The 22,440-nt window shown below is 64.0% G+C and carries 23 protein-coding genes; 17 read left to right on the top strand and 6 right to left on the bottom strand.

All coding sequences use genetic code 11. The annotated features are described in order from the left end of the window. The first annotated feature begins 4 nt into the window (after window positions 1-4). The 11 genes from CIT26_RS21010 to CIT26_RS21055 all read left to right on the top strand — a co-directional run bounded on the left by CIT26_RS21010 (window position 5) and on the right by CIT26_RS21055 (window position 9,859). Window positions 5-1,081: a Gfo/Idh/MocA family protein gene (locus CIT26_RS21010; protein WP_095494352.1), complete on the top strand. Its 1,077-nt coding sequence runs from the start codon at window positions 5-7 to the stop codon at window positions 1,079-1,081. Then, the gene (locus CIT26_RS21015; protein ID WP_095494353.1) at window positions 1,081-1,899 is read left to right on the top strand and encodes a sugar phosphate isomerase/epimerase family protein; all 819 of its coding nucleotides are present in this window, start codon (window positions 1,081-1,083) and stop codon (window positions 1,897-1,899) included. The genes CIT26_RS21010 and CIT26_RS21015 overlap by 1 nt, the downstream gene beginning before the upstream one ends. Further along, window positions 1,899-2,732: an alpha/beta hydrolase gene (locus tag CIT26_RS21020; RefSeq protein WP_095494354.1), complete on the top strand. Its 834-nt coding sequence runs from the start codon at window positions 1,899-1,901 to the stop codon at window positions 2,730-2,732. Before CIT26_RS21015 ends, CIT26_RS21020 begins: the two co-directional genes overlap by 1 nt. Next, window positions 2,729-3,451 (top strand): ribulose-phosphate 3-epimerase, encoded by a 723-nt coding sequence (locus tag CIT26_RS21025; RefSeq protein WP_095494355.1) that lies wholly within the window; start codon window positions 2,729-2,731, stop codon window positions 3,449-3,451. Before CIT26_RS21020 ends, CIT26_RS21025 begins: the two co-directional genes overlap by 4 nt. Continuing rightward, on the top strand, window positions 3,451-4,488 hold the full coding sequence (locus tag CIT26_RS21030; protein WP_095494356.1) for an ROK family protein: 1,038 nt from the start codon (window positions 3,451-3,453) through the stop codon (window positions 4,486-4,488). The genes CIT26_RS21025 and CIT26_RS21030 overlap by 1 nt, the downstream gene beginning before the upstream one ends. Window positions 4,489-4,502: 14 nt before the next feature. Further along, on the top strand, window positions 4,503-5,570 hold the full coding sequence (locus CIT26_RS21035) for an ABC transporter ATP-binding protein (protein WP_245319509.1): 1,068 nt from the start codon (window positions 4,503-4,505) through the stop codon (window positions 5,568-5,570). A gap of 198 nt (window positions 5,571-5,768) precedes the next feature. After that, window positions 5,769-5,930: a hypothetical protein gene (locus CIT26_RS36715; RefSeq protein WP_167391493.1), complete on the top strand. Its 162-nt coding sequence runs from the start codon at window positions 5,769-5,771 to the stop codon at window positions 5,928-5,930. Between the two features lie 14 nt (window positions 5,931-5,944). Then, on the top strand, window positions 5,945-6,937 hold the full coding sequence (locus CIT26_RS21040; RefSeq protein ID WP_095494357.1) for a sugar ABC transporter substrate-binding protein: 993 nt from the start codon (window positions 5,945-5,947) through the stop codon (window positions 6,935-6,937). Continuing rightward, the gene (locus tag CIT26_RS21045) at window positions 6,934-7,935 is read left to right on the top strand and encodes an ABC transporter permease (protein WP_095494358.1); all 1,002 of its coding nucleotides are present in this window, start codon (window positions 6,934-6,936) and stop codon (window positions 7,933-7,935) included. Before CIT26_RS21040 ends, CIT26_RS21045 begins: the two co-directional genes overlap by 4 nt. Continuing rightward, window positions 7,932-8,696 carry an ATP-binding cassette domain-containing protein gene (locus CIT26_RS21050; protein WP_095494359.1) on the top strand — a complete coding sequence of 255 codons (765 nt, stop codon included), beginning with the start codon at window positions 7,932-7,934 and terminating at the stop codon, window positions 8,694-8,696. The genes CIT26_RS21045 and CIT26_RS21050 overlap by 4 nt, the downstream gene beginning before the upstream one ends. A 77-nt stretch (window positions 8,697-8,773) precedes the next feature. Then, window positions 8,774-9,859, top strand: coding sequence for a Gfo/Idh/MocA family protein (locus CIT26_RS21055; protein WP_095494360.1), 1,086 nt, complete (start codon window positions 8,774-8,776; stop codon window positions 9,857-9,859). A 10-nt stretch (window positions 9,860-9,869) separates the two neighbouring features. On the opposite strand, the gene CIT26_RS21060 is transcribed toward CIT26_RS21055, so the two are convergent. Beyond that, on the bottom strand, window positions 9,870-10,139 hold the full coding sequence (locus tag CIT26_RS21060) for a hypothetical protein (protein WP_095494410.1): 270 nt from the start codon (window positions 10,137-10,139) through the stop codon (window positions 9,870-9,872). A gap of 195 nt (window positions 10,140-10,334) precedes the next feature. On the opposite strand from CIT26_RS21060, the gene CIT26_RS21065 reads away from it, so the two are divergent. Together CIT26_RS21065 and CIT26_RS21070 are read left to right on the top strand one after the other, a co-directional pair. Next, a complete protein-coding gene (locus CIT26_RS21065) occupies window positions 10,335-11,309 on the top strand; it encodes an ABC transporter substrate-binding protein (protein ID WP_095494361.1) in 975 nt (324 codons plus the stop codon). Window positions 11,310-11,387: 78 nt separating this feature from the next. Then, window positions 11,388-13,064, top strand: a complete 1,677-nt coding sequence (locus CIT26_RS21070; protein WP_095494362.1) for an ABC transporter permease — start codon at window positions 11,388-11,390, stop codon at window positions 13,062-13,064. 6 nt (window positions 13,065-13,070) lie between these two features. Here CIT26_RS21070 and CIT26_RS21075 read toward each other — a convergent pair whose 3' ends face one another. Together CIT26_RS21075 and CIT26_RS21080 are read right to left on the bottom strand one after the other, a co-directional pair. Continuing rightward, entirely contained in the window at window positions 13,071-14,129 is a 1,059-nt protein-coding gene (locus CIT26_RS21075; protein ID WP_095494363.1) for an ABC transporter ATP-binding protein, read from the bottom strand. Window positions 14,130-14,343: 214 nt separating this feature from the next. After that, window positions 14,344-14,880, bottom strand: coding sequence for a TetR/AcrR family transcriptional regulator (locus CIT26_RS21080; RefSeq protein ID WP_095494364.1), 537 nt, complete (start codon window positions 14,878-14,880; stop codon window positions 14,344-14,346). 151 nt (window positions 14,881-15,031) lie between these two features. On the opposite strand from CIT26_RS21080, the gene CIT26_RS21085 reads away from it, so the two are divergent. Both CIT26_RS21085 and CIT26_RS21090 read left to right on the top strand, forming a co-directional pair. Then, entirely contained in the window at window positions 15,032-16,297 is a 1,266-nt protein-coding gene (locus CIT26_RS21085) for an efflux RND transporter periplasmic adaptor subunit (RefSeq protein ID WP_425350365.1), read from the top strand. Next, a complete protein-coding gene (locus CIT26_RS21090) occupies window positions 16,294-19,377 on the top strand; it encodes an efflux RND transporter permease subunit (protein WP_095494365.1) in 3,084 nt (1,027 codons plus the stop codon). Before CIT26_RS21085 ends, CIT26_RS21090 begins: the two co-directional genes overlap by 4 nt. Before the next feature lie 97 nt (window positions 19,378-19,474). Here CIT26_RS21090 and CIT26_RS21095 read toward each other — a convergent pair whose 3' ends face one another. Both CIT26_RS21095 and CIT26_RS36720 read right to left on the bottom strand, forming a co-directional pair. Further along, window positions 19,475-19,948 (bottom strand): L,D-transpeptidase, encoded by a 474-nt coding sequence (locus tag CIT26_RS21095; protein WP_095494366.1) that lies wholly within the window; start codon window positions 19,946-19,948, stop codon window positions 19,475-19,477. 310 nt (window positions 19,949-20,258) lie between these two features. Beyond that, a complete protein-coding gene (locus CIT26_RS36720; protein ID WP_167391494.1) occupies window positions 20,259-20,528 on the bottom strand; it encodes a hypothetical protein in 270 nt (89 codons plus the stop codon). 170 nt (window positions 20,529-20,698) lie between these two features. Between CIT26_RS36720 and CIT26_RS21105 the strand changes: the two genes are divergently transcribed. Beyond that, window positions 20,699-20,866 (top strand): hypothetical protein, encoded by a 168-nt coding sequence (locus CIT26_RS21105; protein ID WP_023797130.1) that lies wholly within the window; start codon window positions 20,699-20,701, stop codon window positions 20,864-20,866. 39 nt (window positions 20,867-20,905) lie between these two features. On the opposite strand, the gene CIT26_RS21110 is transcribed toward CIT26_RS21105, so the two are convergent. Beyond that, window positions 20,906-21,592, bottom strand: a complete 687-nt coding sequence (locus tag CIT26_RS21110) for a response regulator transcription factor (RefSeq protein WP_065007437.1) — start codon at window positions 21,590-21,592, stop codon at window positions 20,906-20,908. 46 nt (window positions 21,593-21,638) lie between these two features. Here CIT26_RS21110 and CIT26_RS21115 point away from each other — a divergent pair, with 46 nt between their 5' ends. Further along, window positions 21,639-22,418, top strand: coding sequence for a response regulator (locus tag CIT26_RS21115; RefSeq protein ID WP_206072793.1), 780 nt, complete (start codon window positions 21,639-21,641; stop codon window positions 22,416-22,418). The last annotated feature ends 22 nt before the right edge of the window (window positions 22,419-22,440 follow it).

Here is a 22,440-nt window from a genome sequence, read left to right on the forward strand (position 1 = left end):
GACCATGATCCGGAAGCAAGACCGTCGCCTTCGTGTCGGCGTGCTCGGCTGCGGGCCGATTGCACAATTCGCCCATCTCGAATCCTGCGTGAAGGCCAGGAACGCCGACCTCTATGCGATCTGCGATGCCGCCCCCGATCTTCTGGCGCGCATGGGCGCGACCTATGAACCCGAAAAAATGTATGGCGATTACGATGAGATGCTCGCCGATCCACAACTGGAGGCGGTGATCGTCGCGACCTCGGACGCCTATCACGTGCCGATGTCGATCAAGGCGCTCGAGGCCGGCAAGCACGTGCTGTGCGAGAAGCCGATCGGCGTTTCGGTCGAGGAAGGTGAGGTGCTCGCCGATGTGGTCAGGCGCTCCGGCAAGGTGCTGCAGGTCGGCCATATGAAGCGTTTCGACCCGGCACTGGAAGGGGCGCGCGATTTCGTCCGGGACGAGATCGGCGAGATCCTGGCGCTAAAAGCCTGGTATTGCGATTCCACTCACCGCTACACCAACACCGACGCGGTCCAGCCGCTGCCCGTCACCAGCAAGCTGGCGCGCAAACCGGGCGGCGATCCGAAGTCCGATCTCAGGCAGTATTTCATGCTCGCGCACGGCTCGCACCTGGTCGACACTGCGCGCTTCCTGTGCGGCGAGATCGTCGCCGTGCGCGCCCGCCTCAACGAGCGTTTCGGCGCCTATTGCTGGTTCGTCGAAACCGAGTTCGCCAATGGCGCGCTTGGCCATCTCGACCTCACCGTGGCTGTCCGCATGGACTGGCACGAGGGCTTCCAGCTCTATGGCGAAAACGGCTCGGTGATCGCGAAGACCTTCAACCCCTGGTATTTCCGGGCGAGCGAAGTCGATATCTTTCACGAGAAGGATGCGACATCGCGAAGGCCGCTCGGCGCCGACGGTCATTTCTTCAGGCGGCAGCTCGAGGGTCTCGCCGACACGGTGCTCGACGGCGCGCCGCTGCGCGGCGCCGATGTCGAGGACGGCCTCGCCTCGATCCGCGCCATGGTGGCGATCGCCCGCTCCGTCGAAAGCGGTGAGCGCGTCGAGACCGCCAGCGTCACGGGAGCGGTCTGATGCAGATCGGGGTGTTCGCCAAGACCTTCCCTGGCAGCGAACCGGCCGGCGTACTGGCAGCGGTCCGCGACGCGGGATTTGCCGTCACCCAGTTCAACCTGGCCTGCGCCGGCCTGCCGTCGATGCCGGATGCGGTGCCGGAAGACGCCATTAATGCCATCGCGGCCGCGTCAAATGCTTGCGGTGTCGCGCTGGTTGCGCTCTCCGGCACCTACAACATGGCCCATCCCGACAGGGCTATGCGCGACGACGGCCTGCGCCGGCTTGGCGTGGTCATCAAGGCCGCGGCATCCCTGTCCGTTCCCTTGGTCACCCTGTGCACGGGAACGCGCAACGCGGACGATCAGTGGGCGTATCACCCTGACAATGCCGCCCCTGAGGCATGGGACGACATGGCGAGCGAGATGGAAAAGGCGTTGCAGCTCGCCGAGCGCCACGGTGTCGATCTCGGCATCGAGCCCGAACAGGCCAACATCGTCACCTCGGCGTCGGACGCGATGCGCCTCATCGCCGAGATGGGCTCGAAACGGCTGCGCGTCGTGCTCGATCCGGCCAACCTGTTCGAGCAGGCGAGCCCAGCCGAAGCACGCGACATCGTCGCCGCCGCCGTCGAACGCACAGCGGGCCACGTCGCCATGGCCCATGCCAAGGACCGTTTAGCTGACGGCCACTTCACTACGGCCGGTCGGGGTGTCGTCAATTTCCCGGATTTTGTCGCCCGACTGAAAGTATCAGGCTTTGACGGGGCGCTGGTCACGCACGGCATTTCGGCCGACGAAGCGCCGGGGGTTGCCCGCTTCCTGAAGGGGCTGACCTGATGCCCCGCCTTGCCACGCTGCTTCGCGATGACGCCGCGCTTCAAGTCTCCGACCATGGCGACGGGCTTGCGGTCGTCTTTCAGCACGGGCTGGGCGGTGGCGAGGCGCAGGTCGCCCAGGCTTTCCCTTCCGGGCCGGGGTTGCGGCGCATCACGCTGGAATGTCGCGGGCACGGCGCCTCCGGACTGGGCAGCCGCCGTCCGTTTTCCCTGAGCATGTTCGCGGACGATGTTGTTGCCGCCGCCGATCAGGCCGGCCTCGATCGTTTCGTCGCCGGCGGCATTTCCATGGGCGCGGCGATCGCCATGCGCCTGGCCTGCCGTCATCCGGACCGCGTCGCGGGTCTTCTCCTGGTGCGGCCGGCCTGGATTTTCGACAGCGCGCCGGTGAACCTGCGGCCGATCGCCGAGGTTGCCAAGCTTATCCTGGATCGTGGCCCCGACAAGGCGAGGGCGATCTTCGCGCAATCGGAAACCGCCGCGCGCCTGCAGCGTGAAGCACCCGACAACCTTGCCTCGCTGTTCGGCTATTTCGACCGGCCGGACGCCGCGCCATTCGCGCAGGTCCTCGCCGACATTGCCGCCGACGGCCCGGGCGTTTCGGCGAGTGACGCCGCTGCCCTTGGCATCGCCACGCTCGTCATCGGCAATGCCATGGATGCGGTGCATCCGCTGACGGCGGCCCATACGCTCGCGGCGGCGATCCCCGGCGCAACCTTTGCCGAAACCTCTCCCAAGGCACTCGACAGCGTCAGGCATTTCGCAGAGCTGCAGGCTGAGATCACGATCTTCCTTCACACCTACTCGAGTTTCCGGAGCCTCATTCCGTCATGACGAACAAATCCTTGTCCGGTCCCGACGCCATCGCCGCCCTGCCGCGCAACCGGCTGCTCAACGAATTTTCCTTGTGGTCGGCCGATCTTGCCAATATGGAGCGCGATCTGAAGCGCATAGAACCTCATGTCGACCTCCACCACATCGACGTCGCAGACGCCCGCTTCACCCCCGGCTTCCTATTCTTCCCGGATCTGGTAGCGCGGATCGCCGGGCTGACGGCAAAACCGATCCATGTTCACCTGATGGTCGAAGCGGAGATCGTCGAGGAGCAGACGCGCCAGTTCATCGAGGCCGGTGCCGACCTGATCAGCGTCCATGCCGAAAACGGCGAAGCCGGCCTGCGCGCCGTGCGGCTGGCGCATGAACTCGGCGCCGAGGCCGGCGTCGTGCTCAGGCTGGAAACGCCGGTCGCTGCGGTCACCCCGTTCCTGCCCGAAGTCGCGTTTGTGACGCTCCTCGGCACATCCATCGGCGTCAAGGGCCAGAGCCTTTCCGATCAGGCTTGCCCCCGTCTGATCGAGGCACGCACGCTGATGCAGCAAGCGGGTCGCGAGACCGACATCATCCTGGCTGCCGACGGCGGCATCCGCCACGAGACGGTGCCGCGCCTGCGCGCCGCCGGGGCCGAGACGGTGGTGCTCGGATCGCTGGCATTCGGCGACCCCGACCTCGCGCAGCGCATGGCTTGGCTGCGTGGGCTGAAGGTCGCCGCCTGATGACAAGACTGGCCCTCGCCTTCGATCTCGGCGGAACGGAGCTGCGCGGCGCGCTGGTCGAAAGCGGCGGCGGCGTCGTCGCGCAGGTTTCGGCGCCGACGATGGCGATCGCGGGATCGGATGCGGTGATCGGCCAGATCATCGCACTGGCCGGGGCTCTTCTGACACAGCGCCCACAGGCGGACGTCGCCGGGATCGGCATCGGCGCGCCGGGACCGCTCGATCCCAAGGCCGGCATCGTGATCGCGCCGCCGACGCTGGCCGGCTGGCACGACGTGCCGTTGATCGACATTCTCGGCAAGCATTTCGGCCTGCCGGTGCGGCTGGAAAACGACGCCAACGCGGCCGCCCTTGGCGAATGGCGCTTCGGCGCCGGCCGAGGCAGCGGCTCCCTGGTGTTCGTCACCGTGTCGACCGGCATCGGCGGCGGGGTCGTTGCCGACGGCCACATCTATCACGGCCGGCGCGGGCTGGCGGCCGAGATCGGCCACATGACCATCACCGGCGAGGGCGACCGCTGCTTCTGCGGCGCCGTCGGCTGTTTCGAGGCGGTCGCCTCCGGAACCGCGCTCGGGCGGCGTGCCACAGCGCTGACAACGCCGGGCGACGGCTCCCTGCTCAGGCGCCTTTCGGCTGACGGCGACGTTTCGGCCAGGCACGTCGTCGAAGCCGCACGTGCCGACGATATCAGCGCGCTCGAATTGATCGAGGCGGAGGCGAAGTGGCTCGGCATCGGCTTCACCAACCTGCTTCACCTCTATTCGCCGGACCTGATCGTCATGGGCGGCGGCCTCGCCAATGGCTTCGACCTGTTGGCTCCAACCATCAGGGCGACCGTCGAGCAGCGGGCGATGCCGGCCTACCGGGATGTGCCGATCGTGCCGGCGCAGCTTGGCGACCGCGCAGGACTGATCGGCGCGGCCAGCCTGATCCTGTGGGAAGGCGAACCGGGCGCGCCATTGGCGATGGCGCAGGACGAGGACAACAAAGACGGCGCGACTGAGTGTGCCGGCGCCAGGGAGACAAGCCATGGCTGAGCTCAAGCTGCGCGGTGCGCAAATCCTACGGGTCCGTCGAGATCATCAAGGGCCTTGATCTTGACGTCGAGGACCGCGAATTCGTCGTCTTCGTTGGCCCGTCCGGCTGCGGCAAGTCCACGCTGCTGCGCATGATCGCCGGGCTGGAAAAGATCACCGCCGGCGACCTGCTGATCGATGGCGTGCGCGCCAACGAGATCGATCCGTCCGAGCGCGGGCTCGCCATGGTGTTCCAGTCCTACGCGCTCTATCCGCACATGACGGTGGCCGAGAATATGGGCTTTGCGCTGAAGATCGCCGGCGTTTCCGCCGCCGAAAAGGAACGCAAGGTGCGAGAGGCAGCCGAGGTGCTGCAGCTTTCGCATCTACTCGACCGGCGGCCGAAGGCGCTGTCGGGCGGCCAGCGCCAGCGTGTCGCTATCGGCCGCGCCATCGTGCGCAATCCCAAAGTGTTCCTGTTCGATGAGCCGCTGTCCAATCTCGACGCCGCCTTGCGGGTCAGCATGCGGCTCGAGCTGATGCGCCTGCATGAACATCTGGCTGCGACGATGATCTATGTCACCCACGACCAGACCGAGGCCATGACCATGGCCGACAAGATCGTCGTGCTGAACGGCGGCTCGATCGAGCAGGTCGGCTCGCCGCTCGATCTCTATATCAGGCCGGCAAACATTTTTGTCGCCGGCTTCATCGGCTCGCCGAAGATGAACCTGCTGAAGCTGAAGGTGGCGTCAGCCGGCCCCGAAGGCGTCACCGTGACCTTGCCGGACGGCGAGGCGTTGACCGTGCCGGTCGCCGCCGGCGCAAGCAAATCCGGCGACGATCTTCTGCTCGGCATGCGGCCGGAACATCTCCGCATCTCGGCCAACGGACAGTTCAAGGGGCAAGCCGTGCTGGCGGAGCGGCTTGGCAGCCTGACCATCCTGCATGTCGAGATCGCGCCTGACATCACGCTGGTCGTCCAAGCCGAAGGCGGCGACAGGACGCCGTTGCACAGCCCGATCGCGCTCGACATCTCGCCATCGGCTTGCCACCTGTTTCGCACCGATGGCCCAGCGCTGGCACCTCTGCAATCGGCGTGAGCGGTGGGCTCATAGTTTGAAACCAGACAACTGACGATGCCGGCATCAAGCCTGCTTCGACATCCCTGCAGTATCGATTTCTGCTGCATCGCAGCACATCAAAAACCACTGCACACCATTTAAATCTTGACGCGTGTCAAATTTTTCTAAAACATGCGGAAATGCTGACAGGCATCGGTCAGCGCTCTGGGAGGAGAAATGCCTGACACGAACAATGACCCGGAACGGTTCCTGAACCGGCAAGCCGCATGGCAATCGCCGATTGGTCGGCAGCTTTTCGCAAGTGCCGGGCTGGCCTTGGCCGGCACAGGCATTCCGTTCGCCGAACAACGGGTCAATTGCGGCACAACCAACAATTAGGAGGAGGCAGAAGCATGCGTATGTTCAATTGCCTGTCGCTTGGCGCAGGCCTGTTTGCAACCGTTATTTCCATGCCGGCCCAAGCCCAGGACGCGGCCCGCGTCGCGGCTATCGTCAAGGGTCTCGACAATCCCTTCTTCCAGTATATGCACCAGGGCATCGAAGAGCAGGCCAAGGCCGACGGCGTGGCCGTCACTATCCAGGCAGCCGCCAATATGGGCGACGCCACCGGGCAGGCCGATCGGTTGACCGCCATGGCCATGCAGGATTTCGATTGCTATCTGGTCAATCCGATCAGCGTCAGCAACCTCGTCCAGGCACTTGTGCCTGTCGCCCAGAAGAACAAGCCGATCGTAAACATCGACAGCACCATCGACGCCGAACAGGCTAAGGCCGCCGGCTTCACCATCTCAACCTATATCGGCACAGACAACGTTGCCGCCGGCGTGCTGGCAGGCGAAGAGATGCTGAAGCTGGTTCCTGCAGGCTCCAAGGTCGCGCTGGTGGCCGGCATCGTCGGCGATGTCGGCAGCAATGCCCGGATCAAGGGTTTCAAGCAGGCCGTCGAAGGCAAGCTCGACGTCGTGGTGATGGTCAGCGCCGACTGGGATCGCGAGAAGGCGCTAACCGCGGCTACCGACATCCTGGCCGCACACCCGGATCTCGCCGGCTTCTTCGCCGCCAACGACATCATGGCGCTCGGCGTCCAGCGCGCCGTCCAGACCTCGGGCAAGGACGTCAAGGTGATCGGCCTCGACGGCATCGTCGACGCCTTGAAATCCGTTGCCGCCGGCGAACTCGCCGCCACCGTCGCCCAATATCCCTATGTTGTCGGTGCCATGGGCGTGGAAGCCTGCGCCGCCGCGGCCAAGGGCAAGACGCTTCCTGCGAACGTACCGGCGCCGGTGCTGCTGATCAACAAGGACAATGCGGAAGCCTCGTTGAAGAATTTCCCGCGCCCCGGCGGCGACTACCCGGACCCATTCCGCGAGATGTTGCAGCAGTGAGCGCTCCCGCCGAGAACGCGTCCTCGCGGGAAGCGGGCGCGGCGGAGGAGAGCCCTCCCTCCCTGGCGGCTCTCCTCCTGGATCCTTCCTTCTGGGCCGACTGGGCATCGGTCGTCGGCCTCATCGGCCTCGTCATCGTGTTCGGCATCGCCCAGCCGGTCTTTCTCAGCGTCGCCAATTTGCAGGCCCTGCTGCTGGCCGCGGCGATCCTGGTCGTGCTGTCGATCGGCCAGACCTTCGTCGTCGCGACCGCCGGCATCGATCTCTCCTTGGCGGCAGCCGTCATGCTGGGCGCCATCATCCTCGGCCTCGTCGATGCCGCGGGCTATGGCATCTTCCTCGCCTGCGTGCTCGCCGTAGCCGCCACCAGCGCGGTCGGTTTCCTTAACGGCGTGCTCATCACAGCCGGGCGAATACCCGACTTCGTGGTAACGCTCGGTACGCTTTCGGGCGTCACCGGGCTCGGCCTGATCTTGTCGGGCGGCGAGCCGATAATGGTCGGCTCGACTTTCCTGCTGCGGCTGGCCTCGGGCTCCTTTGGACCGTTCGGCTATCCCGTCTGGGTGGCGATATCAGCCGTTCTGGTGGCGCATATCGCGCTCTACCACACCCGCTTCGGCGTGCATCTGCTGGCGACCGGCGGCCAGGTCGAAAGCGCCAGCGCGCTCGGCATCCACACCAACCGGGTCAAGATTGCCGCCTATACGATTTCAGGCTTCTGCGCCGGCATCGCCGCACTGCTCCTGGTCGCGCGCATCGGCTCGGCCGAACCGCAGATCAATACCAGCCTTCTGCTCAATTCGGTGGCGGCAGTCGTCTTGGGAGGCGTCAGCCTGTTTGGTGGACGCGCCAGCATTCTCGGCCCGGCGATCGGAGCGCTGATGCTCACCGCTCTCGTCAACGGGCTGACGCTGCTCAGCGTTTCGGCCTTCTACCAGCCCCTGGCCGTTGGCGCCATCGTGGTGCTGGCGGCACTGATCATGCGGTATAAGAAATGAGCGCCGTCAATCACTCCCCGTCAGCCGACGCAATCCTCGCCTGCGAAGGACTGAGCAAGCATTTCGGCGGCATCCGCGCCTTCACCGATGTCGCCTTCCAGGCCCGCCGTGGCGAGGTCACCGCGGTGATCGGCGACAATGGCGCCGGCAAGTCGACGCTGATACGCTGCCTGGTCGGCGTGCATGTGCCGGACGCCGGAGACATTTTTTTCGACGGCCGGGTGCACCCCTTCGCCAATCCCGACGAGGCGCGCAAGGCCGGCATCGAGACGGTGCACCAGAACCTCGCGCTGATTGACGAATTGACAGTCGCTCAGAACCTGTTCCTCAACCGTGAGATCGTGCGCCGGATCGGCCCGCTCGCCCTGCTCGACCGCAAGGCGATGAAGCAGCAGGCGCGCGCCATGCTGTCGCGCCTGTCGATCAACATGCCTTCGGTCAGCCAGCGCGTGCGGCGTCTGTCGGGCGGACAGCGACAGGCGATCTCGATCTGCCGCGCCGCAGGCTCCGGCGCCAAGCTGGTGGTGATGGACGAGCCAACCGCAGCGCTCGGCGTGCAGGAAACGGCCAACGTCGAAGCCCTGATCCGGCGCCTGCGCGAACAGGCCGTCAGCATCATCCTGGTCAGCCATAATTTCGATCAGGTGCGGCGCCTGTCCGACCAGATCTGGGTGATGCGAGCGGGACGGATGGTGGCGACGGTGCGTGCCTCGGAGACCACCGGCAACGAACTCGTTGCACTCGTCACCGGCGCCGCATGACGGACGGCCGGGTCGAGCCGCACCTGTCGCTATAACGAGCTGTTGGCTGAAACAATTGGTTGCAAAGGGAGTGTGCCGTGGCGGTGATCCGTGTCGGGCTAGTGGGTCTTGGAGAGGTCGCGCAGTCGATCCATCTGCCGGTGCTGAGCGACCAGCGCGATCGCTGGGTCATATCAGGCGTTTATGATGTGTCACCGAGCCTGACAGCGCTGTGCACATCCGAATACCCGACTGCCAAGGCCTTCGAAACGGCAGAGGCGCTGATCGGTTCGCCGGATATCGACGCGGTTTTCCTCCTCTCGTCCGACGAGACCCACAGCCGTTTCGTCCGTGCCGCCGTCCAGGCGAACAAGCATATCCTCCTGGAAAAGCCGGCCTGCCTGACGGTGCGCGAGATCGACGAGCTTCTGGCGCTGACGCCAAACTACGCCAAGACGATCTTTGTCGGCTACATGCGCCGTTACGCGCCGGCCTATCTGGCAGCGATGGAGGAACTGCCTGACTTCGCCGACATTACCCATGTCCGAATCTTCGACCTGATCTCCGAGGGCCGACATTTCCTGAAGAAGAGCCAGAACGTCCTCTATCCCACCGACATCGATCCGGCCCTTTTGGCACGCGGCGCCGAGGAGCGCGAGGCGCTGATCCGCGAAGTGGTGGGCAGCGATGCGCCCGCCGATCTCGTACGCGCCTATCGCGGCCTGACGGCGCTCTCCTCGCACCATATTTCGGCGATGCGCGGGCTGCTCGGCGAACCGGCCCGTGTGCTGGCGGCGCACCGCACCAATGGCGGCGCCAACACCAGCGTGACATTCGACTACGGACATTTCGCCGCCTGCTACGATGCGGTCGTCGACGATCTCGGCCTGTTCGACGCGATGATCGAGGTGCGCTCGAATACCAAGCGGGTCCGCATCATCTACGACACACCCTACATCCGCAGCCTGCCGACGCAGCTAGAAGTGACGGAGGCCGGCGCAGCCGGTCCGGTGACGCGGACATACGGGCCGCTCTATGGCGACGCCTTCTCGAATGAACTTGAGACCTTCCATCGCCACATCACCGACGGGACAAAGCCGCTGACCGACCTCGCCGATTCACGTCGCGACCTGGCGCTGATGGCCGAGATCATCGAGCAGATGAAGAAGACTGGCGGGCGCTGAAGCCTGCCGCCTACTTGCCGCAATGGTGATCGTTGATCTTGTTCAACGCATTCGCGTCGGGTCCGACCCTGTGGTAGGAGCAGGGTCCTGCGGCTGTCGTGAACAACTGCTGGTCATAGTAGCGCGGGCCGCCGAACAGAATGTCGATGATGTCGCCTTCGGCGGGAACGTAGCGTTCACGGTCAGCCCGTTGGTCGCGACTCCCAGCGAAGGCCGAGGCGGAAATGCTGCAGCCCATCGCGAAAATGAGCGCGCGGATCGCAAAGCGTTTTGTCGTCATCGGCAATCCCTTCTGGCCGTTCGGCTTCTCACCATACATCCAAAATCGCCAGCCGAACAAAAGTTCCCTGGCCCTGGCCAACCAACTCAACCATGATCCCACCTGTCACAATAGGTTTATCCTGCGGCGCTAGGGAGAGGGTTCTCGCATCCGGCGCCCGGCCGGATCCGTCTCTTCACACGAAGTGGGGTTTCCATGCGCAAGATCATTCTGGCCGCCATGCTTTTGGCATCCGCCATCGCAGGCGCTTCGGCTGCCGAAGGCAAGCTGGTCGTCTACACGAGCCAGCCCAACACCGACGCCCAGCAGACCGTCGATGCCTTCATGGCGAAATACCCCGCAGTCAAGGTCGAATGGGTGCGCGATGGAACGCCGAAGATCCTGGCCAGGCTGCGTGCCGAAATCGAAGCCGGCCAGCCGCAGGCGGACGTGCTTCTGATCGCCGACGTCGTGACCATGGAAGGGCTGAAGCAGGAAGGCCGGCTGCTCGCCTATGCCGAGGCTGATGTCTCCGGCATCGAGGCTGCGCTCTACGACAAGGACAAGACCTATTTCTCGACCAAGCTGATCACCACCGGCATCGTCTACAACACCAAGGCACCCTTCGTGCCGGCAAGCTGGGAAGATCTCACCAAGCCGGAGGCGAAGGGCCTTGTCGCGATGCCCAGCCCGCTGACCTCGGGTGCTGCAATGATCCACACCGTGACGCTGACCGGCAACCTGCCGCAAGGCTGGGACTATTACGACGCGCTCGCCAGGAACGGCGCCCAGGCAAGCGGCGGCAATGGCGACGTGCTGAAGGCCGTCAGCGGCGGCGACAAGCTGTTCGGTATGATCGTCGACTACATGCCCATTCGCGAGAAGGCCAAGGGTGCGCCCGTCGAGTTCGTATTCCCCAGGGAAGGTGTCTCGGCCGTCACCGAGCCGGTCGCCATCCTGTCCACGGCCAAGAACGCCGACGCCGCCAAGGCCTTCGTCGATTTCCTGTTGTCCAAGGACGGACAGCAAGCCGCCGCCAAGATGGGCTACATTCCGGCGCGCGCCGATATTGCCTTGCCGGCCGGCTATCCCGACCGCTCGTCGATCAAGGTGCTGGGCTATGATGCGGCCGCCGCGCTCGCCAACGACGCCGCCAACAAGGAAAAGTTCGGCGCCGTGATGAGCCAGTAGCCAGCCCGTTAGCCAGTGGTGTCATCCGCGCCGGATATCCTCCCCGGGCGGTCCGTGCCGGCTCGGCGCGGGCCCGGGGTGCGGGCCACGTCAGGGTTTCGCGCGTCGGCGCTCGCCGTTCTACTGGTCATCGCTCTGCTCAGTCTGCTGCCGATGGTCAGGCTCCTCGTCGCGGCCGTCGCGCCGGGCGGCGAACTCGACTTCGGCGCATTCGCCGAACGCCTGGCCAAGCCCGCCGCCTTTCGGGCGATGTGGCATACGCTGGATACTGCTTTTTTCGGCGCCGTGCTGGCGGTCTGCCTCGGCAGCCCCTTTGCCGTCGCCATCACGATGACCGACCTGCCGGGACGAAAGCCCCTCGGATTCCTGCTTTTGCTGCCGCTGATGATCGCGCCACAGGTCACCGCTTTGTCGTGGCTGCATCTGTTTGGCCCATCCAGCACGCTTCTCGGCATGGTCGGCATCGCGCCTCCGCCAGGAACACCCAATCCGATGCTTGGCCGCAACGGCATCATCCTGCTTTACGCCGTCCAGCATGCACCGATCGTCTTCATCACGCTGCGGGCCGGACTAGCGCAGATTCCTCGCGATCTCGTCGAGGCGGCCAGGGCCTCCGGCGCCAGGCCGCTATCCGTGCTGTGGACCATCGTCCTGCCGGTTGTGCGTCCATATATCGTGGCTGCGGCGGCACTCGCCTTCGTTTCGGGCGTCGGCAATTTCGGCATCCCCGCTTTGCTCGGAATGCCGGTCAACTATCTGACGCTGCCGACGCTGATCTATCAGGACCTGTCGAGCTTCGGGCCCGGTGTCCTGCCGCAGATCACGGCGCTGTCGGTGCTGGTCGGCGTGCTGGCGCTGGCCGGCGTTGCTTGCCAGTCGCTGGCTTTGCGTGGCGCCGCTCACCGCTTTACTTCAGGCACGCCGGCGCGTTTCGAGCTCGGGCGCTACCGCCTGTTGCTGGCCTGTCTCGGTTGGCTGGTGATCGGTTTCATCCTTGTGCTTCCGGCTTCCGCGCTGCTGGCAACGTCGCTCGTCCCGTCCTTCGGTGTGCCGCTGGGCTGGCAAACGATGACCGCGTCCAATTATTCCGAGGTTCTGGTCGGCCAGGCTTCAACCGTCCGTGCCTTCCGCAATTCCCTTCTGTTTGCCGGCAGCGCAGCACTGATCCTCGCCATCGGCGTCATACCGGTGACCGTCACCCTCGAACGGCTCGGCCGGCGTTGGCAGCGTCTGCTCAGCGGCATCGTCGACCTGCCCTATGCGGTTCCCGGCGTCGTGCTTGCCATTGCCTGCATTCTGTTGTTCCTGCGCCCGCTGCCGCTGGTCGGCAGCCTCTATGCAACAGCCTCGATCATTATAGTCGCCTATGCGATGCGGTTTTTCACGCTTGCCTTGAAACCGGTGGCGACCGCGGTCGGGCAGATTTCACGCGATCTCGACGAGGCGGCGGCGGTGTCGGGAGCCGGCTCGCTGCGCCGGCTTGCAACCATTACCGCGCCGCTCGCCGCACCGGCAGCGGTGGCGGGCGGACTGCTGGTCTTCATGAGCGCCTTCAACGAACTGACGGTCTCGGCCTTGCTCTGGTCGAGCGGCAACGAGACGTTGGGCGTGGTGCTGTTCAGCCTCGAGGAAGCAGGCTTGGGAACGCAGGCAGCCGCGATCGCCATTTCCACGATTGCCATTGTCGTCGTCCTGCTGCTTGTGCTCGACAGGTTCGGGCGGCGGCTTCCGGCAGGCGTCTTGCCCTGGCGGTAAGCAGCGTCAGGCGCCTGGAATGATCCAGGCGTCCGAGACGGTCAAATGCACTCTCTGGCCGACTGCAATTGCCTCGGTGCTGTCAATCAGCAGTTCCTGCCCCGGGTCCTGTCCTGGCAGCATCGGCAAGGCCAGCCGTACCTCATGGACCGGGCCGCGATAGATGCTGTCGAGCACCGTCGCCGGCATGCCTTCAGGTGAAATCCGCAGCGCTTCCGGCCGCAGCAGGATTTTCACCGGCCCAGCCGATGTCCCGGCACTCCGCACCATGAGGCGATGCCCTGCTATGTCGACTGTCGCGCTTCCTTCGGCGTGATCGATCGCTAGGCCCGCAACGATAGACCCGCGACCAACGAAGCCAGCAACCGTGGCATTGGCCGGCGCGCGATAGACCTCCTGCGGCGCGGCCGCCTGCAGCACCTTGCCTTCGCTCATGATGGCAACGCGGTCGGCCAGCGCCAGGGCCTCGGCCTGGTCGTGGGTGACGTAGACGATGGTGGCGCCGGTGCGGCGGTGGATGTCGCGAAACGCGTCGACCATCGACGAGCGCAGATGCATGTCGAGATTGGCGAGCGGTTCATCGAACAGGATAATTTTGGCGTCGGCAACGAGGCAGCGCGCCAGCGCCACACGCTGGCGCTGGCCGCCGGACAGTTCCTCGATACGGCGGCTTTCAAATCCGTTGAGCCCAACGATATCGAGAACCGCGCCGACACGGCCGGCGATCTCGCCTCGTTTGACATGCCGGGCTCTCAGCGGATAGGCGACGTTTTCAGCGACATCCATATGCGGCCAGAGTGCGTAGGACTGGAAGACGACCCCAACGCCGCGCGCTTCCGGCGGCACCTGCTGCTGCGGATCGGCCATCAATTCGTCGCCAAAGAGCACGCGGCCTTCGCTTGGCGCCTCGAAGCCGGCGATCAACCTCAGCATCGTGGTCTTGCCGCAACCGGACGGACCGAGCAGCGCGGTGAACGAGCCCGCCGCAAACTCGAGCGAAACGGCGTCCAGCGCGGCGGTTTCGTTGAACCGCTTGGTGAGGCGCTCCACCCTGATTTCGCTCATGCTTTACCCATCGGTATATCATTGCGCCCTGTGCCGGCCGCTCGCACGGCCGTTGCATGACCAGGCCGGCAATACGTTGGAAATCTGGCCATGACAATGATGCAGGCGGCCCGCGAGATCAGGATTCCCGCAACGCAGCTGCCTCGATGGGCAGGCATCAATGTCGAGAGGGATGTGTCTTGCCGCAGGTGCTTCGCCCGGCCTACGCGGCAATCTATCCCGCGATCTCCAGCAAGGACGATACCAGCAACCGGCGTTCGTCGACCGAAAGAACATCCGAATCGAACAAGTTCATGCTGCGAAGTCCTTCGATGGCGAGGTAGCAGACCAGCAGCGCCTTGAGGTCCGGCGTCTCTCCCTTGAGGCGCTCGAAAACCTGCCGCCTGAACGATTTTATCGGTGTCAGGAAATCGGGATCCTCGGCGATCGCTGAAAATATCCAGGAAGCCGACGGTTTCGATTCCGCGGCATGTTCGGCCGAAAGCTTGATGTAAGTCGCAAGCGGGCTTTCGCCGCCGACGCCGGCCGTGCGGGCGGACTCCAGCGCCTGCTCGAAGGCGCGCAGGTAATCCTCCACCAGCGCCTGCATAAGTTTCGCCTTGGTCGGGAAATTGTACAGCAAGCCGCCTTTCGACACGCCGGCTCGGCTGGCGACGGCGTCCAGCGACAGGCTGCCGGGGCCCGTCTCGCGTGCCACATCGGCGGCGGCGGCGAGAATCTTATCACGCGAATTTGCTCTGCGGGCCTTCATCAGTCGCTCCCCATTTCATTAGCCTACGCGGAATTGACAATACCGTCCAGACGGTACAGTAAGATCGCCGTCATTTGAAATCGGGACCAGTCACAGGTATGTGTTTCGGTCATCCGACTGTTATGCCGGGCCATGGCCAAGGGGACTGTTCGTGATCAAGCGTTTTATCATTGCCTTCATTCTGCTTGTGCTGGTGTGCGGCGGCATCGTCGGCTGGCAGCTTTTCCGCGATAGGATGGCCCAGCAATTCTTCGCCACCATGAAGCCCCCGGCCGCGACCGTGTCGACGACAATCGTCAAGCCGACGAACTGGACGCCGGGCGTCGAGGCGATCGGCACTGTCAGTGCGGTCCGCGGCGTCGACCTGACCGTCGAAACCACCGGCATCGTCAAGGACATCCTGTTTCACGCCAATCAGAAGGTTGAAGCCAAGGCGGTTCTCCTTCAGCTCGACGATACCGCCGAGCGCGCCGATCTCGATGCGACGAAGGCGCAAGCAGCGCTCGACCAGACGGCGTTGACACGCGCCCTTGAATTGCAGAAACGCGGTGTCGGCTCGGAATCGACGCTCGATACGGCGCGAGCAACCGCATCGGCTTCCACTTCGCGGGTCAACAGGCTGCAGGCGGTGCTCGATCAGAAGCTGCTGACAGCGCCCTTCGGCGGCACGGTGGGTATCCCCAGGATCGATCTCGGCCAGTATCTCTCACCCGGCACTTCCGTAGTGACCTTGCAGGATCTGGAGACGATGCGGGTCGATTTCTCGGTTCCCGAACAGCAGCTTCCGCTGCTGAAGATCGGCCAGAAGATTCGGCTAGGTATTGGCGACGGCGAGCTGCCGTTCGCCGGCACCATCCGCGGCATCGACCCCAAAATCGACCCGACCAGCCGGCTGGTGACGGTCAGGGCCGAGGTCGCCAACCCTGAAGGCAAGCTGACCCCTGGCCAGTTCGTTCAGGTGCGCGTCGAACTGCCCGAGGAAAACAACGTGCTGACGGTGCCGCAGACCGCGCTGACCTCCAGCCTCTACGGTGACTTCGTCTTTGTGGTGCGTCCGGCAAAGCCCGCCGCCGACAGCGGCGCCGCCCCTGCCGCCGCGGCCAACCCTGCAGAAACGCCCGCCACGGATAGTGCGAAGCCCGCGGCTGAAGCGCCCGCGGCAAAAACCGAGGAACAATCGGCTGCTAATCCGGCCGAGCCGACGGCGGAAGAGCAGAAGCCGCAGCTCGTGCTTGCCCAGTTGTTCGTCAAGCCAGGCCGCCGCAATGCCGGCCTGGTTGAGATCCTGGAAGGCATCGCGCCCGGCGACGAAGTCGTTACCGCCGGCCAGAACCGTCTTTCCAACGGCATGTCCGTTGCCGTCGACAACACGATCGATCCGACCAAGCCGGCAAACCAGCAGGCAGCCCAGAAATGAGCTTCTCCGACATCTTCATTCGCCGTCCGGTCCTTTCGACCGTGCTCGCCTTGATGATCCTGCTTCTGGGTTTCCAGGGCATCTTCAGCCTCTCGATCCGGCAGTATCCGGAGGTCGAAGAAACGGCCATCACGATCACCACGGCCTATCCCGGCGCCAGCGCCGACCTGATCCAGGGGTTCATTTCCGCGCCGATCGCCCGTGCCGTCGCTTCGACCGAAAACATCGATTATGTCACATCGGCGAGCCGGGCGTCCTCCAGCACCGTGACGGTGCAGATGAAACTCGGCTCCAACCCCGACGTCGCGCTGAACGAAGTCCTCTCGAAGGTACAAGGTGTGCGCGGCGACCTGCCGGACGAGTCCGAAGACCCGGTTATCGTCAAGGGCACCGGCGAGCAGTTCGCGATGATGTATATCTCGATGCAGAATCCGAACATGACGCCGGAACAGCTCACCGAATATATCGAGCGCGTCGTGCGGCCGCGCATGTCGACGGTCGAGGGTGTCGCCGACGTGCAGATCTTCGGGGCCGCCGAATATTCGATGCGCGTCTGGATCGACCCGATCAAACTGGCAGCGCGCGGCGTGACGGCGTCGGAAGTGCTGACCGCCATCAACGAATCGAATTTCCTGTCAGCACCCGGCAACACCGAAAACGAATACGTCGCCTCCTCGATTACCGTTCGCTCGACGCTGCAGACGCCGGAAGCTTTCGCCGCTCTTCCGCTCCGATCGAAGGACGGCAATGTGGTGAGGCTGCGCGACGTGGCGCGCGTCGAGCTCGCCGCGGCGAACACCGACACCAGGGTCACTTTCAACGGCAAGCCCGGCATCTTCCTCGCCATCTTTCCGACGCCGGCCGCCAATCCGCTGACGACAGCGGAGGCGATCCACGAAATCGTGCCGACGATCCAGGAGACGCTGCCGCAAGGCATGACGATCGAGATCGTCTACGATTCGACTGAGCAGATCAGCGCATCGATCGAGGAGGTGTTCAAGACCATCGGCGAGGCAGTCGCCATCGTCATCGTCGTCATCCTGCTCTTCCTCGGCTCGTTCCGCTCGGTGCTGATGCCGATCGTGACCATTCCGCTGTCACTGATCGGCGTCTGTTTCCTGCTGTTTTCGCTGGGCTATTCGATCAACCTTTTGTCGTTGCTGGCCATGGTGCTGGCGATCGGCCTCGTCGTTGACGATGCCATCGTGGTGGTGGAAAACATTCACCGCCATATGGAGGAAGACGGTTTGTCGCCGATGCAGGCGGCGTTCAATGGAATGCGGGAGATCTCGTCCGCCGTCGTCGCCATGACGATAACGCTGGCCGCCGTGTTCGCGCCGCTGGCCTTCACCGGCGGCCTGACCGGCGCGCTGTTTCGCGAATTCGCGGTGACGCTTGCCGGCTCGGTGGTGCTTTCGGGTGTCGTCGCCCTCACCATCACGCCGATGATGTCGGCACGCATCCTGAGGGCCGGCTCGCACAGCCGCTTCCAGCGCATTGTCGACACCACATTCAGGCGCGTCGAAAACGTCTATGAGCGGCTGGTCAGCGGCTCGTTGAAATACCGCCCGGTGACGCTGATGATCGTCATCGCACTGGTCGCCACGACCGGCTTCATGTTCACCAAGACCGCGAGCGAACTGGCACCGGAAGAAGACCAGGGCTTCTTGCTGTCTATTGTGAATGCGCCGCGCTATGCCACGTCGGACTACACCGAAACCTATGTGAACCAGATTCTCGGGCTGATGAATGATATCCCCGAAACCAGGGCGCGGTTCTCCGCCGTTGCGTTCCAAGGCCCGACGAACAACGCCTTCGTCGGCTTCGCATTCAAAGACTGGGCCGAGCGCGCGCGCAGCTCGAAGGAACTTCAGGAAGACATCACGGGTCGCCTCAGCAAGGTTGCGGGCGTCGAAGCTTTCGTCTTCGCCCCGCCGACGCTGCCCGGCTCCGGCGGCGGCCTGCCGGTCACGATGGTGGTGCGCTCGACCGGCGATGCCTCGCAGGTGTACGAGGCGGCTGAGGACATCAAGAACAAGGCGCAGGCCTCCGGTCGCTTCCTCGCCGTGCAGAATTCGATGTCCTACGACGCGCCGCAAGTGACGGTGACGATCGACCGCGACCGCGCCGCGGCGCTCAACCTGCCGATCGCCGACATCGGCCGGACGCTGACCCTCTTGGTCGGTGGCGCCGAAGTGGCGCAATTCGACCGCGAATCCAACAGCTACGACATCATCCCGCAGGTGCCGCAGAACTTCCGCGACAACCCTGAAAAGCTGGCCGAGTATTTCGTGCGCAGCGCGTCGGGCGAGATGGTGCCGCTCTCGGCGGTGGTGAAGATCTCGACCAACGCCTCGCCGGCCGTGATCGAGCAGTTCAACCAATTGAACTCCGCCACGATTTCCGCTCTGCCATTGCCCACCCTAACCACCGGTGACGGGCTGAGGACCATCGAGGACATCGCCAGGGAAAGCCTGCCCGACACGTTCTTCATCGACTACACCGGCCAGTCGCGGCAGGAGAAGGAACAGGGCTACACGATCATCATCGCCTTCGCGGCAGCCGTTCTCGTCATCTATCTGGTGCTGGCGGCGCAGTTCGAAAGCTTCCGCGATCCGCTGATCATCATGATGTCGGTGCCGCTGTCGATCTTCGGCGCGATCGTGCCGCTCAATCTGGGGCTGGGAACGCTCAACATCTACACGCAGGTCGGCCTGATCACGCTAATCGGCCTGATCACCAAGCATGGCATTCTTCTGGTCGAGTTCGCCAACCAGCAGCGCGAGCACCACGGGATGCGGCGGCGCGATGCGATCGTCGCCTCGGCCAGGGTGCGGCTGAGGCCGATCCTGATGACGACCGCTGCGATGGCGCTCGGCGTGGTGCCGCTGATCATCTCCAGCGGCGCGGGTGCGGCAGCGCGCTATTCGATGGGCCTGGTGATCTTCACCGGCATTCTGGTGGGGACCATGTTCACCCTGTTCGTGGTGCCGATGTTCTACACCTTCATTGCCAGCAAGGACCTGCCGCATCACGCCGAGAAGCCGGACCCGAAGCTGATGCCGGCGCCGGTTGATTGATTGACAAAAGGCCGGAAATTTCCGGCCTTTTTCTTGGGCAGCAATGTGTCCGACCCGCAATGTATTTATACCCGGCAGGCGGATCGTCTTTGCTTATCTATTTGACGATGACGATCCTGGTATTGGCCGGACCGAAAATCTCGACAAGCTGGTAGAAATCGGCGGCGTTGTCCGGATGCAGCCGCACGCAGCCATGCGAGGCCGGGCGGCCGAGACGCTTGACGAAATTGGTCGCATGAACGGCATAGCCACCCTTGAAGAACACCGAATGCGGCATCGGCGCGTTGTCGTATTTTCTTGAATACCACATTTGGTGCATGCGGGTCGGCTTGAACGAGCCGGTCGGCGTGACATGCGCCCTGTCGCCGGTCGAGACCTTCCACGCGAAGGTCGGCCGCCCGTCGACCAGGACTTCCATCGTCTGCTGCGAAAGCGAAATCCGCGCCACGATCTGATTGGCTGCCCGGTTGGCGGCATGGGCAACGCCATTACCGACGCCGAGCAGAAGGGCCGCACCGGTGAGGACGGCGGCAGGGATGTTGATGAGCTTGGCAGAAATGGCAGTGCACATGATGTCCCCCGTCTGCCGGACATGGCCGGCTCCAAATTCGATGACCGGCTTATCGTTGCGTCATGTTTCGAATTGATTTCGCATGGCAGACGTTTCTGTTTCGAACCTGTTTCCTCTGGTTAACGGCCGGAAGCCCCTCCGAGGGAAATCCTCAAGCGCGGACCATGGGCAAAAACCATGAGCATAACGCCCTCGGTGGCCGAGCCCAGACCTGCGGAAAGGTACCGCCATCTCCAAACGAAAGTGCGATCTTGCCTCATGTGAAAGAAATTTGACTTGCCTCGAAACCAATCTGCAACAAAGCGCGGGCTCAAGCGGCATGATCTGGATACAGGTCGCCGGCAAAGTTGACCCAACGAAAACAGCCGGCACAAACGAAGATGAACATGCAATCGAACGCGATCTCCTGGCTTTTCAGGATAAGCATAGCCGCAGCGATCATTGGCGGCGTCGGCACCTTCGCCGGCAACCCGATGACAAAGCTTGCGGAGATGACTTCAGGCGAAGTTTCGACGCTGCATGCCGCACTGTTTTTCGCCACGGTCTGGATCGTGTCCAGTCTGCGCATCAACCGGCTCAAGGCCCTCTGGCGGGTCGGTTTTGGGCTGAAGAAGATGCGCGGCCCCTCCGGCAACTTGCAGCCGAGAGGACCGAAGGCCCGCGCCGCGACGGGGGGGCTCCGCTGGCGGCGCGGGCACTTCGGGGGTTTCCCTGAAGCGAACCTAAAACCAAATTTGGGGGACGAAAACGATGAACACGAAATTTGCAGCTTCGGTGCTTTCCGCACTGCTCTACGCACAGGGCCTGCTCGGCTTTGCCGGCCTCGCCACCGTGCTCCTTAGGGATCGTGCCCATGCGAGCGAATTCGTCGCGGCCAGCGAAATGCCGTCAGGTCCGTCGCTTCTCGTGGTGCGTTGAGCGCCTGGGCCTGTGGACAGTACGGTGAGGGCCCCGGCCTCAGTCGGCGAACTGCGTCGGCGGATCGAACCGGTAGCCCGCACCCCTTATGGTGGTGATGGTTTCGGTGTCGAGCTTGCGGCGCAGCCGCACGATGCGCGAATCGATCGAGCGATCGAAGGCATCGGCATTTTCGGCGGGCGCGGCGGCAATGATGTCGTCGCGCGTCAAGACCTTGCGCGGACTGGCCAGGAACAATCTGAGCAGCGCCACCTGACCTGGCGACAATTGTTCTTCCGTGCCGGAGCGGTGCATGACCATGGCCGACCGGAGGTCGACCGTCGCGTTCTCCAGCACGACCAATTCCCCGGCGTTCCTGCCGCGCCGTGCCAGCAGGCCGCCGATACGGGCGGCGAGTTCCCTGACGTTGAGCGGGCTCTCGACGACGTCGGCGGCGCCGAGTTCGAGCGCCAGCACCTTGTCGACGAGATCGGCCGGCCGGCAGATCAGGATGAAATCCGGCCCGCCCTCGCCGCCATGGCGCCTGAGCAGATCACGCCCTTCCGCCTGGCTGAGGCTGTCGCCGACGACGACGACATCGATGCCCTTTCCGGAAAGCAAGGATTCGGCCTCCCACGGCTGCCGCACCGCGCGCACGTCATGACCACGCCGTTCGAGATGGTCGGCGAGATCGGTCGCGACCACTTCCGCGACGGAAACAAGCGCGATGACGGATCGTGCAGCCATTTTTTTCCACCCTGCAACCGGCAACCCAAGATGAGTGCTGGACATGATGTTTATACCCAATCTACTTTCCGCTGAAAGCGGGAGCGAGAGCATAGTGCGGGCACGAATTGTCATCGTCGAGGACGAGCCCGATCTGAGGGACGCGGTCGCCGAGTATCTCAGCGCCAGCGGCTACGATGTCGCGACGGCCGAGAGTGCCAGCGCCGCGCGAACCTTGCTGGAAACGCAGTCGTTTCATCTGGCCATCCTCGACATCGCCATGCCAGGCGAGGACGGCCTGTCGCTCGGCCGCTGGCTGCGCTCGAAAATGCCTATCGGCATCATCTACGCCACTGCCGCCGGTACCGCGCTCGATCGCATCGTCGGGCTGGAACTCGGCGCCGACGACTACATCGTCAAGCCTTACGAATTGCGCGAGGTGCTGGCGAGGGTCCGCAGCGTGCTGCGCCGCGTGCCGCAGCCGGCCGAACCACAGGGCGCCAAGGCCGAAACAACTGCCAACCGCCGCTTCATGAGCTTCGGCCCTTTCCATGCCGATCTCGACGGCCGGTTCGTCACCGGCACCAATGGGACGGTCATCGACATGGCCAAGAGCGAGTTCGACGTGCTGGAGGTCTTCCTGACGCGTGCCAACCGTTTGCTGACGCGTGCGGCGATCTCCGAGGCGATCGGCTTCGTGGAAGATCCTGAATCCTCACGCGCCGTCGATATCCGCATCATGCGGCTGAGAAAGAAGATCGAGGCCGACCCGGCCAATCCGAAATTCCTGCGCACAGTCCGCGGCGAAGGCTATATCTTTTCGCTGCCGACCGGCGAAGGCAACTGAGCGGCGCGACCACTGGTAACCA

This window comes from Mesorhizobium temperatum, assembly GCF_002284575.1.
Lineage (GTDB): Bacteria > Pseudomonadota > Alphaproteobacteria > Rhizobiales > Rhizobiaceae > Mesorhizobium > Mesorhizobium temperatum.

Coding starts and splice junctions, on each gene's coding strand:
- CIT26_RS21010 (WP_095494352.1), top strand. CDS start 5: ATGATCCGGAAGCAAGACCGTCGCCTTCGTGTCGGCGTGCTCGGCTGC.
- CIT26_RS21015 (WP_095494353.1), top strand. CDS start 1,081: ATGCAGATCGGGGTGTTCGCCAAGACCTTCCCTGGCAGCGAACCGGCC.
- CIT26_RS21020 (WP_095494354.1), top strand. CDS start 1,899: ATGCCCCGCCTTGCCACGCTGCTTCGCGATGACGCCGCGCTTCAAGTC.
- CIT26_RS21025 (WP_095494355.1), top strand. CDS start 2,729: ATGACGAACAAATCCTTGTCCGGTCCCGACGCCATCGCCGCCCTGCCG.
- CIT26_RS21030 (WP_095494356.1), top strand. CDS start 3,451: ATGACAAGACTGGCCCTCGCCTTCGATCTCGGCGGAACGGAGCTGCGC.
- CIT26_RS36715 (WP_167391493.1), top strand. CDS start 5,769: ATGCCTGACACGAACAATGACCCGGAACGGTTCCTGAACCGGCAAGCC.
- CIT26_RS21040 (WP_095494357.1), top strand. CDS start 5,945: ATGCGTATGTTCAATTGCCTGTCGCTTGGCGCAGGCCTGTTTGCAACC.
- CIT26_RS21050 (WP_095494359.1), top strand. CDS start 7,932: ATGAGCGCCGTCAATCACTCCCCGTCAGCCGACGCAATCCTCGCCTGC.
- CIT26_RS21060 (WP_095494410.1), bottom strand. CDS start 10,139: ATGACGACAAAACGCTTTGCGATCCGCGCGCTCATTTTCGCGATGGGC.
- CIT26_RS21065 (WP_095494361.1), top strand. CDS start 10,335: ATGCGCAAGATCATTCTGGCCGCCATGCTTTTGGCATCCGCCATCGCA.
- CIT26_RS21075 (WP_095494363.1), bottom strand. CDS start 14,129: ATGAGCGAAATCAGGGTGGAGCGCCTCACCAAGCGGTTCAACGAAACC.
- CIT26_RS21080 (WP_095494364.1), bottom strand. CDS start 14,880: ATGAAGGCCCGCAGAGCAAATTCGCGTGATAAGATTCTCGCCGCCGCC.
- CIT26_RS21090 (WP_095494365.1), top strand. CDS start 16,294: ATGAGCTTCTCCGACATCTTCATTCGCCGTCCGGTCCTTTCGACCGTG.
- CIT26_RS21095 (WP_095494366.1), bottom strand. CDS start 19,948: ATGTGCACTGCCATTTCTGCCAAGCTCATCAACATCCCTGCCGCCGTC.
- CIT26_RS21105 (WP_023797130.1), top strand. CDS start 20,699: ATGAACACGAAATTTGCAGCTTCGGTGCTTTCCGCACTGCTCTACGCA.
- CIT26_RS21110 (WP_065007437.1), bottom strand. CDS start 21,592: ATGGCTGCACGATCCGTCATCGCGCTTGTTTCCGTCGCGGAAGTGGTC.
- CIT26_RS21115 (WP_206072793.1), top strand. CDS start 21,639: ATGTTTATACCCAATCTACTTTCCGCTGAAAGCGGGAGCGAGAGCATA.